This is a genomic window from Bacillus sp. FSL R9-9492, assembly GCF_038007365.1.
Lineage (GTDB): Bacteria > Bacillota > Bacilli > Bacillales > Bacillaceae_G > Bacillus_A > Bacillus_A mycoides.
The window spans coordinates 5,463,579-5,480,212 of sequence record NZ_JBBOXC010000001.1; the positions used below are offsets into that span (position 1 = coordinate 5,463,579).

Genomic DNA, 16,634 nt, shown 5'->3' on the forward strand with positions numbered 1-16,634 from the left:
TTTAAAATTACACCTAAGGAGGTCCTAACATGACCCTTTCAATAGTAGTACCTTGTTATAATGAAGAGAAGGTACTCAGAGCTTTCTATTCAGAGACTTCTCTTGAAATTCATAAACTAACTACTGATTATGAATTTGTTTTCGTCAATGATGGAAGTAAAGATAACACACTAGAAATTCTACGTGACCTAGCCGATTCAGACTCAAGTGTGCATTATATATCATTTAGTAGGAATTTTGGAAAAGAAGCTGCTATGCTTGCCGGTCTAAAGTATGCTACAGGCGACGCTGTGGTTATTATGGATGCTGATCTACAACATCCACCCGAACTAATAAAAGATATGCTAGACGGCTATAATAACGGCTATGATCAAGTAATTGCAAAGCGAACTAGAACGGGTGATTCACCAGTACGTTCTTTCGTTTCTAGCTTATATTATAAAGTCATGAATAAATTCGTTGATATTGAGCTAGTAGATGGCATCGGTGATTTTAGACTTTTAAGTAGAAGTGCAGTCGATTCACTACTATCTCTAACTGAATACAATCGTTTTTCAAAAGGTTTATTTTCTTGGATTGGTTTCAAAGAACAAATTATTGAATACGAAAATGTATTACGTTCTGACGGAGAAAGTAAATGGACTTTCTCTAAGTTATTAAATTACGGGATAGATGGTGTAATTTCGTTTAACAATAAACCATTGCGATTATCTATATACCTTGGATTATTAACAACGCTTTTAGCTGTTTTATATGTAATCACTACATTTATTCAAATTACCGTTAGCGGCGTCGATGTACCAGGATACTTTACATTAATTTCTGCCATATTATTTATCGGTGGTATTCAACTCATTTTCCTAGGGGTTATCGGTGAATACATCGGTCGTATTTATTATGAAACAAAGCGTAGACCACATTTCATTGTAGCAGAAAAAAAAGTTAGTAAAGTAAAACAAAAAGCTTAGTAAAAAAGTTACTTCTGTAAATAGAAGTAACTTTTTTACTATTATATTTCCCAAAAAAATTAACGCAAAATAATTCTTGAAAAAAGATACATTTTGAAAGGATAGCATTATACTCAATAATTTAGTATCATGATTCAAGGTACTATTTCAAGTTGGACGGAGGATACTATGAGCTTATTAACAGTAGAAAAACTAGGCCATACATTTGGCGATCGCACATTATTTAAAGATGTATCCATGCGTTTACTAGCAGGAGAACATGTCGGATTAGTCGGTGCAAACGGTGTTGGCAAATCAACATTTATGAATATTATTACTGGTCAACTTATCCATGATGAAGGCCGTGTAGAATGGACACCTGGTACAAATTACAGTTACTTAGACCAGCATACAATTTTAACACCTGGTCGCACAATTCGTGATGTATTAGCTGACGCGTTTTTACCTTTATTTGAAAAAGAAAAAGCTTTAAATGAAGTTGCAGAAAAAATGGGAACTGCAACACCGGAAGAATTAGAGGACCTTCTTGAGCAGATGGCAGAAATCCAAGATGCTCTCGAAGCAGGTGGTTTCTATTTACTAGATATGAAAATCGAAGAGGCAGCAAGAGGTCTTGGAATTGATGCAATCGGTTTAGATCGTGATGTTTCAGCACTAAGTGGTGGACAACGTACAAAAGTATTACTTGCAAAGCTATTACTTGAGCAACCAGAAGTGTTATTACTCGATGAGCCTACTAACTATTTAGACGTTGAACATATTCATTGGTTAACGAATTATTTAAAAGAATATCCACATGCATTCTTATTAATTTCTCATGATACGGAATTTATGAACAAATGCGTTGATGTTATTTTCCATCTAGAATTTACAAAAATGACGCGCTATACAGCGACATACGAAAAATTCCTAGAGTTAGCCGAAATTAATAAAAATCAACATATAAATGCTTATGAAAAACAGAAAGAGTTTATTAAAAAGCAGGAAGATTTTATTGCAAAGAACAAAGCTCGTTATTCAACGACAGGTCGTGCAAAAAGTCGTCAAAAACAACTTGATCGCATGGAGCGTATTGATCGTCCTGAAACAGCAATTAAGCCAGAATTCTCATTTAAAGAATGTCGTGCAAGTAGCCGTTTCGTCTTTGAAGGTGAAAATGTAGAAATCGGATATACGCACCCATTACTACCAAAACTAACAATGACAATTGAACGCGGTGAAAAAATTGCTATCGTTGGATGTAATGGTGTCGGTAAATCAACATTACTAAAAACAATTTTAGGAAAAATTAAACCTTTAAGCGGTAAAACGAGTCTTGGTGACTTCTTAGAGCCTGCATACTTTGAGCAAGAAGTAAAAGCGGATAATATAACACCAATTGATGATGTTTGGAACACATTCCCTAGCATGGACCAACATCAAATTCGTGCAATGTTAGCAAAATGCGGATTAAAAAATGAGCATATCTCTCGCCCGCTAAATCAATTAAGTGGTGGTGAACAAGCAAAAGTTCGTTTATGTAAGCTAATGGGTGAAGAAAGTAACTGGATCCTATTCGATGAGCCAACAAACCATCTTGATGTTACAGCAAAGGAAGAACTTCAAAAAGCTCTGAAAGCATATAAAGGGACAATCCTTCTTGTATGTCACGAACCAGAATTTTATGAAGGCTGGATAACAAAAACTTGGAATGTTGAAGAGTGGTCACAAAATAATTCTTAATTATAATAGAAAATCCTTGCGTTCTATATGCAAGGATTTTTTATATTATAGTATGCCGTAAGCCTCAATCGAAACTCATTTAAACCAGGATATACCGCTAAATTAGCAAGCATACCTCTAATGACTGGAATTCTTGGATTTTGCAATCTCATTTCTGCCTCTAAAACATCTAAAGTTACAAGTAACTCATCATTTTCTAATTGATCAGCTAATGTTCGTTTAAATACAATAATTTCACTTAGAAAATGTTCCTTCACCTGTTCCTTAATAAGCTCGGAACTACAAAGAAATTCTCCTAGTCTCTCTTCATGTAGGACAGGTTCCTCCGAAGATTCTAGAAGCCCCTCTACTAAATTATCTATCCTCTGTAAAATAAAGGTCGAAACATAGGATAAATCAATTTCCGGTGCATTTAAAATAATTAATTGTAAATAACCGTGGCATATTCCTTCTACCATAATTACCAAATCTAATAAATATGGACTGACTTTGTCACCATAAATAGACAGTAAGCTATTCCGATAAAATGCATGAGACTCTAATTTCATCCTCATCATAAACTCTTCTACTTCTTTATTACATGGAATTGCATTTTCTCTTGCATGCATAATAATAAATTCTTTATGTTTTTGCACATCAGTAAACTGACAATATAATTGTTTTTCAAATTTTTCACGTGGTAATAAAGATTCTTTTTCAATATCCAGCATTTTCTTCTGAATCTTGTCATAATAATATCGAAGTGTGGCCAATAATAACTCATCTTTTGATTTGAAATATAAATAAAAAGCTCCTTTTGATATACCACATGCGGTTACGATTTCTTGTACTGACGTTGCATTTACACCCTTAGTTGCAAATAACCTCATAGCCATCTCTATAATTAAGCGCTCTTTTTCTTTCATATTCTCTCTCCTAAACTTAATCTCGCATCTTATGTAAATTCAAACTTGATTTTATTCCACATTAACTGAAAATAAAACTCCCCATCTAAAATTTAATGGAGTAAATGGTTTATATAGAAGCCTTTCCATCTATAAAATCCGGTTAGTAAAAGCCAATGATCAGAAAAAGAATAGGAAACCGACTACTTACAGTTTGATTTTATTATACCATCTCTTTTCATTGACGACTGACCAATCGGTCAGTTATATTATGTATTAGACTGACCGATTGGTCAATATAATAAAAAGGGAGCGCAAACATGAACAAAATCATCAATTTCACGTTAAAAAATAAGTTCGCAGTTTGGCTACTAACCATTATTGTTACTATTGCGGGTATTTATTCTGGACTCAATATGAAGCTGGAGACAATTCCTGATATTACAACACCGATTGTAACAGTAACCACGGTTTATCCTGGTGCTACACCAGAAGAAGTAGCTGATAAAATTTCAAAACCAATGGAAGAGCAACTCCAAAATTTAAGCGGTGTAAACGTTGTTAGTTCATCATCTTATCAAAACGCATCTTCTATTCAGGTAGAATATGATTTTGATAAAAATATGGAAAAAGCCGAAACGGAAATTAAAGAATCGCTCGCAAACGTGAAACTGCCAGAAGGTGTGAAAGACCCGAAAGTCTCACGAGTAAACTTTAATGCCTTTCCTGTTATTTCATTAAGCGTAGCGAGTAAAAATGAATCTTTAGCTTCCTTAACAGAAAATGTAGAAAAAAATATTGTTCCTGGATTAAAAGGACTTGATGGTGTCGCATCTGTTCAAATCGCAGGTCAACAAGTAGACGAAGTACAGCTTGTCTTCAAAAAAGATAAGATGAAAGAATTAGGTTTAAGTGAAGATACTGTAAAAAATATGATTAAAGGTTCGGACGTATCGTTACCACTTGGCTTATATACATTTAAAGATACGGAAAAATCAGTTGTTGTCGATGGTAACATTACAACAATTAAAGCATTAAAAGAATTAAAAATTCCAGCTATCCCTTCATCACCGAATGGTCAAGGTGGCCAAAACGCTGGTGCTGGAACACAAGCACCACAGATGAATCCGGCCGCTATGAATGGCATACCAACGGTTACATTAGAAGAGATTGCTGATATTAAAGAAGTTGGAAAAGCAGAATCCATTTCTCGAACGAATGGAAAAGAAGCAATCGGTATTCAAATTGTGAAGGCTGCTGATGCGAATACAGTTGATGTTGTAAATGCAGTTAAAGATAAAGTAAAAGACCTTGAGAAAAAATATAAAGACTTAGAGATTATTTCAACATTCGATCAAGGTGCGCCTATTGAAAAATCAGTCGAAACAATGCTTAGCAAAGCTATTTTCGGTGCTATCTTTGCGATTGTTATTATTATGTTGTTCCTGCGAAACATTCGAACAACACTAATCTCTGTCGTTTCTATACCACTTTCTTTATTAATTGCAGTTTTAGTAATAAAACAAATGGATATTACCCTTAACATTATGACACTTGGAGCAATGACAGTTGCTATTGGACGCGTTGTTGATGACTCAATTGTTGTTATTGAAAATATTTACCGACGTATGTCTTTATCAGAAGAGAAATTACGTGGGAAAGATTTAATTCGTGAAGCTACGAAAGAAATGTTTATCCCGATTATGTCTTCTACAATTGTAACAATCGCTGTATTCTTACCTCTTGGGCTTGTAAAGGGTATGATTGGTGAAATGTTCTTACCATTTGCTTTAACAATTGTTTTTGCCCTACTTGCTTCCTTACTTGTGGCAGTTACAATTGTGCCGATGCTAGCACATTCCTTATTTAAGAAGGAAAGCATGAGAGAAAAAGAAGTACATCATGAGGAAAAACCAAGCAAATTAGCAAACGGCTATAAACGTATACTTGAATGGGCGTTAAACCATAAAATTATTACATCAAGTATCACAGTCCTCCTATTAGTAGGCAGCCTTGCACTTGTACCAATCATCGGTGTCAGCTTCTTACCATCTGAAGAAGAAAAAATGATTATCGCAACGTACAAACCTGAGCCAGGTCAAACGTTAGACGACGTTGAAAAAATTGCAACGAAAGCTGAAAAGCATTTCCAAGATAAAAAAGACGTCAAAACGATTCAATTCTCATTAGGCGGCGAAAACCCAATGAGCCCTGGTCAAACAAATCAAGCGATGTTCTTCGTTCAATATGATAACGATACGAAAAACTTTGAAAAAGAGAAAGAACAAGTCGTTAAAGATTTACAAAAGATGTCTGGAAAAGGTGAATGGAAAAACCAAGATTTCGGAGCAGGTGGCGGTAGTAACGAAATTAAGCTATACGTTTATGGAGATAGCTCTGAAGAAATTAAGCCTGTCGTGAAAGACATTCAAAATATCATGAAGAAAAATAAAGATTTAAAAGACATAGACTCTAGTGTTGCAAAAACATATGCAGAATATACTTTAGTCGCTGATCAAGAAAAGTTAAGTAAAATGGGGCTAACTGCTGCTCAAATTGGAATGGGACTTTCTAATCAACATGATCGCCCTGTTCTTACAACAATTAAAAAAGATAATAAAGATATAAATGTATATGTAGAAACTGAAAAACAAAACTATGAAACGATCGATGACTTAACAAATCGTAAAATTACAACACCACTTGGTAATGAAGTTGCTGTTAAAGATGTTATGACTGTAAAAGAAGGTGAAACTTCTAACACAGTAACACATCGTGATGGCCGTGTTTATGCGGAAGTTAGTGCAAAACTAACATCTGATGACGTTTCAAAAGCATCTGCCGCTGTTCAAAAAGAAGTAGATAAAATGGATCTTCCTTCTGGTATAGATGTTTCTATGGGTGGTGTTACACAAGATATTCAAGAATCATTCAAACAACTTGGCTTAGCGATGTTAGCTGCGATTGCCATTGTATACTTCGTTCTTGTTGTTACATTTGGCGGTGCCCTTGCACCATTCGCAATTTTATTCTCGCTACCATTCACAATCATTGGTGCACTCGTTGCCTTATTAATCTCTGGCGAAACGTTAAGCGTATCTGCGATGATTGGGGCTCTTATGCTAATTGGTATCGTTGTAACGAACGCAATCGTGCTCATTGACCGTGTTATTCATAAAGAAAATGACGGCCTATCAACACGTGAAGCATTATTAGAAGCTGGTACAACACGCCTGCGTCCTATCTTAATGACTGCAATTGCAACAATCGGGGCTCTTATCCCGCTTGCATTAGGATTTGAAGGTAGCGGCTTAATTTCTAAAGGACTTGGCGTAACAGTAATTGGTGGATTAACAAGTTCAACGTTATTAACACTTCTTATTGTTCCAATCGTTTATGAAGCATTAAGCAAATTTAAAAAGAAAAAAGTAAAATAAAAAAATAACCTCGCTGACTGCGAGGTTATTTTTTATTCCCAAACAAGATTAGGAAATCACCATATCCTTCTTTTTCTAAATCTTCTTTTTGAATAAAGCGTAGCGCTGCCGAATTAATACAATAACGAAGGCCGTTTTGTCCTGGGCCGTCTGGAAATACATGCCCAAGATGTGAATCTCCTTCTTTACTTCTCACTTCCGTACGCGTCATATTATGGCTAACATCCATTTTTTCTTTCACACTAGCTGACATAACTGGTTTCGTAAAACTCGGCCATCCACAGCCGCTATCGAACTTATCGAAAGAAGTAAATAATGGTTCCCCCGAAACAATATCTACATAAAGCCCTTCTTCTTTATGATTCCAATACTCATTTTGAAAAGGCGGTTCTGTCCCATTTTCCTGTGTTACATAAAACTGCATCTCGTTTAATCTTTCTTTTAAATGAGCATTCTTCTTTGGCCAATGTTGTTTAATAAAAGCATCTCGACCTGAGCCTTTACGATATAACTCATAGCGAAATGTATTCTTCTTATAATATCCTTGGTGATATTCTTCAGCTGGATAAAACGTAGCAGCTGGCAATATTTTTGTCGCAATTGGCTTCGAAAAATGCCCACTTTTCTCAAGCTCTTCTTTTGAAGCCTCTGCCTTTTTATGTTGTTCTTCATTATGATAAAAAATCACCGTTTCATAAGACTGCCCGCGGTCGTGGAATTGTCCCCCTATATCAGTCGGGTCAATTTGTCTCCAATATATATTTAACAACTCTTCATACGGCATTTTATTTGCATCAAATTTAATTTGTACTGCTTCATAATGCCCAGTTGTTTCCGAGCACACTTCTTTATACGTTGGATCCTCTTTATGGCCACCTGTATAGCCTGAAACAACCTGTATAATCCCTTCCATCTCTTCAAATGGCGAAACCATACACCAGAAACACCCTCCGGCAAACGTAGCTAACTCTATCTTTTCATTTACAGCCATTATTTCACCCCTATTCTATCTTCTCCTTACAGTATGGCATAAGGAACGTCATGTTATAAAAGAAAAAGCATCGAACATCGATGCTTTTTCTTTACTTCACTTTATTTTTTTCAACGTCCTTCTCCATTTCATCACTTGTCACATCTAAGACATCTAATAAGAAAATGAAGATTGGAATACCGATAATAAGTCCCCACACACCTAAGAAATGCTCAGAGAAAATTAATACCATAAATGTGTAGAAGATTGGTAAGTTTGTTTTTTGAGACATAAACTTCGGATTTAATACATAGCTCTCAAGTGCATGAATTACTGTTACGATAACTACAATATAAACGACATACATAATACCGCCAATATTGTAAGCAATCATACAGAGTGGGAATAACGAGATAATAACACCCGCCACTGGAATTAAGCCAAGCAAGAAAATCATTAACGCTAAACCTAGTAATTGCGGGAATCCTAATATCCATAATGCAATAACAGATAAAACACAGTTAACAATTGCAATTAAAAATTGTGCTTCGATTACTTTTCCGAATGAACGTGCAAATTTCTTTCCGAAATACTCTATTTCGTTATAGAAAATTGCAAGTCGGCTTTCTTTAAATTTCGAAGTAAAAGCAACGATACGTGCTTTTTCAAGTAAGAAAAATAAGCTTAAAATTACAGAAAGTAAAACTTGAAGGCCAAATTTCCCAACATTCGTAATAGATTTATACAAAATGTCTACGCCTTGCCCCACATATTTAGAAAGCTCCATATGATTAACAGCATTAACTGCATACTTAATTAATTCACTATCAGGTGGATTTCTTAAAAATACATTAAATTGATAAATCAATTGTGAAATTTGTATTGTTAATACCGGTAAATATTTAAATAGCGTAATGGCAATTCCTGCCACCAACATTACATATAAAAGCGCTATAATAATTTTTCGATTAATTGGCATGAAATGATCTAATTTACGAGAAATAAACTTTTGGAATCGATCCATTAAATACGTCAACATAAACGTAATTAAAATTAAATTTAACATACTTTGCATCCCATACAATATGAGAGCAAGTAATACTAATACGATTAACCTCTGAAATCCTTTGCTTTGAAACAGGTTTTTTATTTGCATAATCGACGAGTACTCTCTCCTGTCCTATAAAGTAAAACGTTAACAAGTAGATCTCTCTCTATTTTCTACTTATAATTATCCTTTAATATTAAAGCCATTGCGAGCAATTTATATTCAACCCTAACCACCCGTTAATTGTGCTATATATTATGTTACTTCTTATTTTACAATACAATGACCTATTTCAGAACGCATTATACGTAGTATTAATGAAGATTTAAGGAAACTTTTATCCTTCAATAGGTCTTACCACTACTGTAACATAAAAAGCAAGCTATCAGTAGAAATCCGTCCTACAAATAACTTGCTTTTATATTTTTTTAGTAAGTTTTATCATCCAATAAACGGCATGAACATTGGAATAACCACCACTGTTACGACACCAACCACTGTCACAGCGATACTGGCCATAGCTGCTTCTACTTCACCCATTTCGATACCTACTGCAACCCCTAACGCATGTCCTGCTGTTCCAAGCGCTAAACCTTTAGCAATCGGATGTTTAACTCTAAATGTTTTTAAGAATAAAGCTCCTAATGCGTATACGATAACAGCATTAAAGATAACTGCAAATGATGTAATTGCTGGAATACCACCGATACTTTCAGAGATTGGTAATGCAATTGCTGTTGTTGCTGCCTGCGGTAACATTGAGTTCATTACAGCTGTATCTAGACCAATTGCTTTTGCGACAATGAACACAACAACCACTGAACAAATAGATCCAACCACAATAGCCGATAAAATTTGCCACCAATATTTTTTTAACTTATCAACTTGTTTATATAATGGAATTGCAAATGCGATTGTTGCTGGTTCTAAGAAGAAGCTAATCATTTTTCCGCCAGTATTATATTCTTCAAAAGTAAAGTTACCTACTTTTAGAAAGACAATCCCTAATACCATCGCTACGAATAATGGTGTGAATAAGAAGAATCCTTTTGAATGCTTAAATAATAATGTTCCGATTCCGTATGCGATTAATGAAACGACGATTCCGAAATATGGAGTCATTGTGCTTGCCATGTTCATTCCCTCCTAACAATATATACTAAATTGGTTACGCAACTTTTCCGTGCTTGCGTCCTTTATTTACTACTTTCAATTCTTTCGTATCTTCTATTTCTTTATCGTCTTTTCCTAAAATAAATTGTGCAAATAATCCTGTTACAGCGAGTAAAATAATTGTTGCGACAACAATTACAGTTAAAATTTGTACAAAATATTGTCCCATTACACCGAGAGAATTAATAACCGAAATACCTGATGGAACGAAAAGGAATCCGATAATACCTGTTAAAGCTGTTCCGAGTGATTCAACTTGTTCCAATTTAATAACTTTTAAACATAATAGGCTAAATAAAATAACTAATCCGATCACCGATGAAGGCATCGGAATTGGTAAATGCGTTGCAATAATATTAGAAACTAACATAATAGCTGAAAATATGAATGCTTGTGATAAGAAACTATATACTTTTTTCGTACTCATTTTGGCCACCTCTTTCGATTTGGTACCTTTATTGTATAAGATAAAAATACAACTGTAAGCGTTTACATAACAGAACGTCAAATATACAAAATTAGTTACAAAAATAGGCAGACGAAATACAAAAACTGCTTCTTAAATACGAAGCAGCTTTTTAAGTTCTTTTGCATATGTACGGCTAACCGGGACTTTGGATCCCTCTTTCATAATTAAGTTATAAGTCGAATTAAACCACGGCTGTATCTCAGAAATATGATTAATATTAGCAACGAAACTACGATGAACACGCATAAAAATTGTTTGTGGTAATTTCTTTTCCAAAATGACAAGCGTATCATGTGTTACATATGTTTCTTTCATTGTTTTTACAGTTACTTTCCCATCTACAAGCCCTACATAAATAATATCTTCAATGTTAACAAGTACAATTGATTCCTCAATTGGTAATGCTAATTTATGCATCTCGGCCGTTACATCTACACTCTTTACATCTTGCTTTGTTTCTAACTTTATTTGCTTTTGTTTTTTATATTTCTTTAATGTCTGTACGATACGTTCTTCATCAAATGGCTTTAAAATGTAATCTAACGCATCTACTTCAAATGCTTGCAATGCATATTGATCATAGGCAGTAGCAAACACAATTGAAGGTGGGTTTTTCATTTTCTTTAATATATTTGCGATTTCAAATCCATTATCATCAGATAATTGAATATCTAGAAAAACAATATCTGGTTTGTTTTTCATTAATTCTTCTAATGCATCCTCTACACAATCCGCCTCACCAATTATCTCTACTTCTTTTGTTTTCTCTAATAAATATTTCAATTCATCCCGTGCTAACATTTCATCATCAACTACTAATACTTTTAACACTCCGTTTTTCCTCCTCTACTTTTTTCGGAATCACAAAGAGGATCTTTGTCCCTTGCTCTAATTCACTTTCAATTTGAAGCATTGTCTCTTTCCCAAATAACCCGATAAGTCGTTCATTAATATTATATAAGGCTGTTCCCGTCCCTTTCTTTGATGGAACTACCATTTTTCCTAATTGCTCTAGACGTTCACTCTCAATCCCTTGTCCATTATCCTTTACTTCAAAGTGAACCATCCCTTCTTTTTCAAACACATGTACCTCGACTTGGCACACTGGCTGCTTTTTCGGAAAAGCATGGCGCAATGCATTTTCAACTAATAGCTGAAGCACAAATGGTGGAACTAAAGTCACCTTTAGTGCCTCTTCAATGTACATCTTCACTTCATACTTATTCGGAAACCTCGCTTGCTCTAACGATAAATATGCATGTACATGATTCAACTCTTGTTCTAATGGAATAAGTAATTGTCGTGCCCCTTGCAAATTACAACGAAAATAAACGCTAAGCTGCAATAATAATTTTCTCGCTTTCTCTACATCTGTTCGGCATAAAGCTGATACTGTATTAATTGCATTAAATAAAAAATGCGGATTGATTTGTGCTTGCAACGCTTTTATTTCGGCATCTTGCAATAACTTACTTTGTAACTCAGCTTCACCTAACTCAAGCTGTGTGGAGAATATTTTCGCTAGCCCTTCCGCTAACTCTTCTTCAACACGACTTAATTGATTAGGGTTTTTAAAATAAAGTTTTAATGTTCCTATCGTATTTCCATGTGAAGTTAATGGAATAACAACTGCCGCTTGTAATGGACACCCTTCATGTTGACAATTAATAATCTCACGTGATTTTGCCTTCATTATTTTCCCTGTTTTTAATACTTCTTTTGATAAACCTGTTATTAAACTGTGTGAAGGAATATGATGATCTGATGCTAATCCAACGTGAGCTAAGATTTCCTCTGTATCTGTTAAGGATACCGCATCTGTTCCCGTAAAGCGGTGAATAATTTGTGCCACATGTTTACAAGACTCTTCTGTTAACCCTTGGCGGAAATATGGTAACGTCTTATCAGCAATTCGTAATACTTTATGCGTTTGCAAAGCTTTTGCGTTTTCTTCTTGTCGTAAAATAGCTAGTATCATCGAAAGTAAAATGAAACTGCCAAAACTATTTACAAGAATCATCGGTAGCGCAATTGTTTTCACAACACTAAGTCCATCTTCTATAATTAATAGAATCATAAGCATTTCTAAAGTAACGATAAAAACACTTAAAATCGCAGAAAATTTAGGAGTAATAGTACGGTTATATTTTTTGAAAATGTATCCAATATAACCTGTTATAATCCCAGCCAAAATTGATGAAATTGCACAACTTACTGCCGTCGTCCCGCCAAGCATATAACGATGAATACCCGCAATAGAACCTACTCCAATTCCGACGATAGGACCGCCAAGCAATCCACTAATTCCAACACCCATGATTCGTGTATTCGCAATTGTGCTGGATGATGAAACACCTTGTAACCAATTTTCATTCATAATAGTATTTCCTGCTATTTCAATCCCTGTGTAATTGCTTACAATTGTAAACACTGAAAAAATACAAATAAGCTTAAACTTATCTACATATCCGTCTTGCTTATGAAGAAGACGCCGGAACGTTTTAATATGAGAGAGTAAAAATCCTAAAATAACAATAAGTCCGACGCGTTCAATCATCATAAGTACTAAATTTAGCATCTGTGATTCATTCCTTTTTATATTAGTTAGTTTTATTATGGAAAAATAATGAAGCGTGCGTCAAGGAGAATGAAATGTTTTTTGAAATATTTTACACATAACTATCCCCTCTTTATTTGACAATCTAACAGAAGAGTGCTAAAAATAAAGTAATATAATACAGTCCTTTAACCCAACCCCGTGAGGTTGAGAAGGAAGTCGGAATATACTATACGTATGGTCTTTTTTAGGGATACGTATGCTTTTTTGGCCTTCTCATCATATCAGGTGAGAAGGCCTTTTGTTATTCTTCCATAGCGACTGTAGAAGAAAATAAGGAGGAGTAATGATGAACGTCACTACTGATGTACAATCAACAACAGAGGAGACGAAAGAGAAAAGATATAAAACATTGTTTGGTTCTGCGCTAGGATATGCAGCAGAAGGTTTAGACATGTTGCTCTTATCTTTCGTACTCGTCTACATTTTAAAAGAATTTCATTTAAGCCCTGTTGAAGGTGGAAACTTAACATTAGCTACCACAATAGGAATGCTAATCGGGTCTTATTTATTTGGATTTATTGCTGATTTATTTGGGCGTATCCGTACGATGGCCTTCACAATCTTACTATTCTCACTAGCAACAACACTTATTTATTTCGCAACAGATTATTGGCAATTATTAATTCTTCGCTTTTTAGTTGGAATGGGAGTTGGTGGTGAATTCGGGATTGGGATGGCCATCGTAACTGAAACATGGTCTAAAGAAATGCGCGCTAAGGCGACATCCGTTGTTGCACTTGGATGGCAATTTGGCGTACTAGTCGCTTCACTCCTTCCGGCATTTATCGTCCCGCATTTCGGATGGAGAGCTGTTTTCTTATTTGGACTCATTCCCGCTCTACTAGCTGTTTACGTCCGCAAAAGTTTAAGTGAACCGAAAATATGGGAACAAAAACAACGATACAAAAAAGAATTGTTACAAAAAGAAGCTAAAGGTAATTTAACAACTACTGAGGCAGAACAACTAAAGCAAATGAAAAAGTTCCCACTTCGAAAGTTATTTGCCAATAAAAAAGTAACGATAACAACAATTGGTCTTATTATTATGTCATTCATCCAGAACTTCGGATATTATGGAATTTTCACATGGATGCCAACTATTTTAGCGAATAAATATAACTACACATTAGCAAAAGCGAGCGGCTGGATGTTCATCTCTACGATCGGCATGCTAATTGGAATTGCGACTTTTGGTATTCTAGCCGATAAAATTGGTCGCCGTAAAACTTTTACAATCTATTATGTCGGTGGTACTATATACTGTCTCGTTTACTTCTTCTTATTCACAGACTCAACATCATTGTTATGGGGAAGTGCATTGCTTGGATTCTTTGCCAATGGCATGATGGGGGGATTCGGAGCAATTTTAGCTGAAAACTATCCTGCTGAAGCTCGCTCGACAGCAGAGAACTTTATTTTCGGTACAGGACGTGGGTTAGCTGGATTTGGACCTGTTATTATCGGCTTACTTGCTGCAGGTGGTAATTTAATGGGAGCATTATCTCTCATCTTCATTATCTATCCAATCGGTTTAGTTACAATGCTATTATGTGTCCCAGAGACGAAAGATAAAGTATTAGAATAGATTGAAACTGTACGAAATGTTTATCCAAATACTGTCCCCTCAGGAAAAGTATTTGGATAAATAGCAAAGAGGAAGCATCTCAAATGAAATGCTTCCTCTTCTTATATAAATACAATTATTTATTTTGATTTACTAGCTTTTTGGAACAAGAAGCTAGTTTTATCTTCTTCTTTTACAATACCTTGTTTTAACGCCAATTCCCCTGCGACTTTAGGCGCTAGCCATAGCATTGGGAATAACAGAATAGATACCGGAACAGCCGTCACTACAATGAAGGATTGTAAGGCGTTAATACTTCCCTCACCCATATATAAAAGAATCGCCGCAACTGCGCCCATAATAAGCGACCAAAAAACTCGCAAACTAATTCTAGGATCTCCATCTCCAGTCACTGCCATTGAAATCGAATAAGCCATTGAATCTCCTGTTGTCACTACAAATAAAATTGTTAATAAAAGAAATGCAGGTCCAATAATATTAGATAGTGGCAGTTGCTCTGTAATTGCAATCATAGCCGCTGGCATACCAGATTCACTTAATGCGGTCGAGATAGAACCAGGATTCATTAACTCATAAAACACACCTGATCCCCCTAGTATAGTAAACCAAAACGTTGTAATAATAGGTGCAATAATTCCAATTGCAACGATGATTTCTCGGATTGTTCTTCCTCTTGAAATTCGGCTCACTAAAATTGCCATCATCGGTCCATATCCAATAAACCATCCCCAGAAAAAGATTGTCCACGATCCTAACCAAGCTGTATCACCACGATATGTGCTCATTGGAATAAATTCATTTATATAAAATCCAAACGAAGAAACAAATGAATCGATAATAAATCCACCTGGTCCAAATAGTAATACAAATACCATTAATAGAACTGCTAACCTAACATTTAAATTACTTATAATTTGAATCCCTTTATCAATTCCTGTTACCGCAGATATAGTAGAAACAGCTACTACACAAACAATAATGGCTAATTGAGTAGTAAACACATCAGGAATGTTAAACAATGCTTGTAACCCATAACTTGCTTGTAGTCCTAAAAATCCGATTGGACCAATCGTCCCTGCAGCTACCGCAATAATGGCAAATACATCGATCATTGTTCCAAGCCAACTCTTTCGCAATTTCTCTCCGAAAATAGGATATAAAAGCGTTCGAGGTTTTAAAGGCATATCTTTATGATAATGCCCGTACATCATAACTACCGCACTAATTGTACCTAAAATCGTCCAAGCCAGGAAACCCCAGTGCATATAACTTTGTGCTAAAGCCGGCATTATCGCTTCTTTCGTTCCAGCAGTTATACCTTCATGTATTGGTGGCACCGTCATCAAATGGTACATCGGCTCTGCGGCTGCCCAAAAAACGCCACCTCCGGCAAGTAATGTAGACATAATAATAGCGAGCCATTTTGTCGTACTAATCTCAGGTTTTTCTAGTCCCCCAAGTTTAACTCTCCCATATTTCGAAAACGCCATACACATTGCAACAACAAATGTACCAATTAATAAAACCTGCCAAAAGGCACCAAAATATTTAATTGAAGCTGCAAAACTACTATTAATGGCTCCCTCTACGTAACTTTTATTTAAAATAACTGCAATTACAAATAATAAAAGTGAGCCACCACTAATAAGAAATACAGGCCAATCCGTTTTTCGACTCTTCATCCTCATTTACACTTCCTCCTTCCTCAGCAATCTAAAAAAACAACTTTATTATGTTTTCTTGTTTACACCCAAAACA

At 35.2% G+C, this 16,634-nt stretch carries 12 protein-coding genes and 1 pseudogene; 4 read left to right on the forward strand and 9 right to left on the reverse strand.

Translation table 11 applies throughout. From position 1 onward, the window contains the following. Positions 1 to 29: 29 nt before the first annotated feature. Both MKY70_RS28085 and MKY70_RS28090 read left to right on the forward strand, forming a co-directional pair. A complete protein-coding gene (locus MKY70_RS28085) occupies positions 30 to 968 on the forward strand; it encodes a glycosyltransferase family 2 protein (protein ID WP_000175832.1) in 939 nt (312 codons plus the stop codon). A 168-nt stretch (positions 969 to 1,136) separates the two neighbouring features. Next, complete coding sequence (locus MKY70_RS28090) at positions 1,137 to 2,690, forward strand: ABC-F family ATP-binding cassette domain-containing protein (RefSeq protein ID WP_002138941.1); 1,554 nt, start codon at positions 1,137 to 1,139, stop codon at positions 2,688 to 2,690. Positions 2,691 to 2,713: 23 nt separating this feature from the next. Here the strand turns inward: MKY70_RS28090 and MKY70_RS28095 are convergent, their stop codons facing one another. Continuing rightward, the gene (locus tag MKY70_RS28095) at positions 2,714 to 3,595 is read right to left on the reverse strand and encodes a TetR/AcrR family transcriptional regulator (RefSeq protein ID WP_341026301.1); all 882 of its coding nucleotides are present in this window, start codon (positions 3,593 to 3,595) and stop codon (positions 2,714 to 2,716) included. Positions 3,596 to 3,894: 299 nt separating this feature from the next. Here MKY70_RS28095 and MKY70_RS28100 point away from each other — a divergent pair, with 299 nt between their 5' ends. Further along, positions 3,895 to 7,011 (forward strand): efflux RND transporter permease subunit, encoded by a 3,117-nt coding sequence (locus tag MKY70_RS28100; protein WP_341026302.1) that lies wholly within the window; start codon positions 3,895 to 3,897, stop codon positions 7,009 to 7,011. A gap of 25 nt (positions 7,012 to 7,036) precedes the next feature. Here the strand turns inward: MKY70_RS28100 and msrB are convergent, their stop codons facing one another. The 7 genes and pseudogenes from msrB to lytS all read right to left on the reverse strand — a co-directional run bounded on the left by msrB (position 7,037) and on the right by lytS (position 13,249). Continuing rightward, positions 7,037 to 7,489, reverse strand: a complete 453-nt coding sequence (gene msrB / locus MKY70_RS30905) for a peptide-methionine (R)-S-oxide reductase MsrB (protein ID WP_445662081.1) — start codon at positions 7,487 to 7,489, stop codon at positions 7,037 to 7,039. 45 nt (positions 7,490 to 7,534) lie between these two features. Then, positions 7,535 to 8,002 (reverse strand): annotated as a pseudogene (gene msrA, locus MKY70_RS30910) (peptide-methionine (S)-S-oxide reductase MsrA); the annotation flags it as partial. A 91-nt stretch (positions 8,003 to 8,093) separates the two neighbouring features. Next, positions 8,094 to 9,137: an AI-2E family transporter gene (locus MKY70_RS28110; protein ID WP_002089894.1), complete on the reverse strand. Its 1,044-nt coding sequence runs from the start codon at positions 9,135 to 9,137 to the stop codon at positions 8,094 to 8,096. A gap of 333 nt (positions 9,138 to 9,470) precedes the next feature. Next, positions 9,471 to 10,163, reverse strand: a complete 693-nt coding sequence (gene lrgB, locus MKY70_RS28115) for an antiholin-like protein LrgB (protein ID WP_000168872.1) — start codon at positions 10,161 to 10,163, stop codon at positions 9,471 to 9,473. Between the two features lie 34 nt (positions 10,164 to 10,197). Next, entirely contained in the window at positions 10,198 to 10,629 is a 432-nt protein-coding gene (gene lrgA, locus MKY70_RS28120) for an antiholin-like murein hydrolase modulator LrgA (protein ID WP_000104908.1), read from the reverse strand. Between the two features lie 132 nt (positions 10,630 to 10,761). Continuing rightward, positions 10,762 to 11,502, reverse strand: coding sequence for a LytR/AlgR family response regulator transcription factor (locus MKY70_RS28125; RefSeq protein ID WP_002130151.1), 741 nt, complete (start codon positions 11,500 to 11,502; stop codon positions 10,762 to 10,764). Then, positions 11,480 to 13,249: a two-component system sensor histidine kinase LytS gene (gene lytS, locus MKY70_RS28130; protein WP_002089899.1), complete on the reverse strand. Its 1,770-nt coding sequence runs from the start codon at positions 13,247 to 13,249 to the stop codon at positions 11,480 to 11,482. The genes MKY70_RS28125 and lytS overlap by 23 nt, the downstream gene beginning before the upstream one ends. 328 nt (positions 13,250 to 13,577) lie before the next feature. Between lytS and MKY70_RS28135 the strand changes: the two genes are divergently transcribed. After that, positions 13,578 to 14,876 (forward strand): MFS transporter, encoded by a 1,299-nt coding sequence (locus tag MKY70_RS28135; RefSeq protein WP_289405059.1) that lies wholly within the window; start codon positions 13,578 to 13,580, stop codon positions 14,874 to 14,876. A 119-nt stretch (positions 14,877 to 14,995) separates the two neighbouring features. Here MKY70_RS28135 and MKY70_RS28140 read toward each other — a convergent pair whose 3' ends face one another. Further along, a complete protein-coding gene (locus tag MKY70_RS28140; RefSeq protein WP_341026314.1) occupies positions 14,996 to 16,564 on the reverse strand; it encodes a BCCT family transporter in 1,569 nt (522 codons plus the stop codon). Positions 16,565 to 16,634 lie beyond the last annotated feature (70 nt).

What these genes read in the sequence shown, in the direction of transcription:
- MKY70_RS28095 (WP_341026301.1), bottom strand. Translation starts at nt 3,595, where the DNA reads ATGAAAGAAAAAGAGCGCTTAATTATAGAGATGGCTATGAGGTTATTT.
- MKY70_RS28090 (WP_002138941.1), top strand. Translation starts at nt 1,137, where the DNA reads ATGAGCTTATTAACAGTAGAAAAACTAGGCCATACATTTGGCGATCGC.
- MKY70_RS28100 (WP_341026302.1), top strand. Translation starts at nt 3,895, where the DNA reads ATGAACAAAATCATCAATTTCACGTTAAAAAATAAGTTCGCAGTTTGG.
- lrgA (WP_000104908.1), bottom strand. Translation starts at nt 10,629, where the DNA reads ATGAGTACGAAAAAAGTATATAGTTTCTTATCACAAGCATTCATATTT.
- MKY70_RS28135 (WP_289405059.1), top strand. Translation starts at nt 13,578, where the DNA reads ATGAACGTCACTACTGATGTACAATCAACAACAGAGGAGACGAAAGAG.
- MKY70_RS28140 (WP_341026314.1), bottom strand. Translation starts at nt 16,564, where the DNA reads ATGAGGATGAAGAGTCGAAAAACGGATTGGCCTGTATTTCTTATTAGT.
- lytS (WP_002089899.1), bottom strand. Translation starts at nt 13,249, where the DNA reads ATGCTAAATTTAGTACTTATGATGATTGAACGCGTCGGACTTATTGTT.
- lrgB (WP_000168872.1), bottom strand. Translation starts at nt 10,163, where the DNA reads ATGGCAAGCACAATGACTCCATATTTCGGAATCGTCGTTTCATTAATC.
- MKY70_RS28110 (WP_002089894.1), bottom strand. Translation starts at nt 9,137, where the DNA reads ATGCAAATAAAAAACCTGTTTCAAAGCAAAGGATTTCAGAGGTTAATC.
- MKY70_RS28085 (WP_000175832.1), top strand. Translation starts at nt 30, where the DNA reads ATGACCCTTTCAATAGTAGTACCTTGTTATAATGAAGAGAAGGTACTC.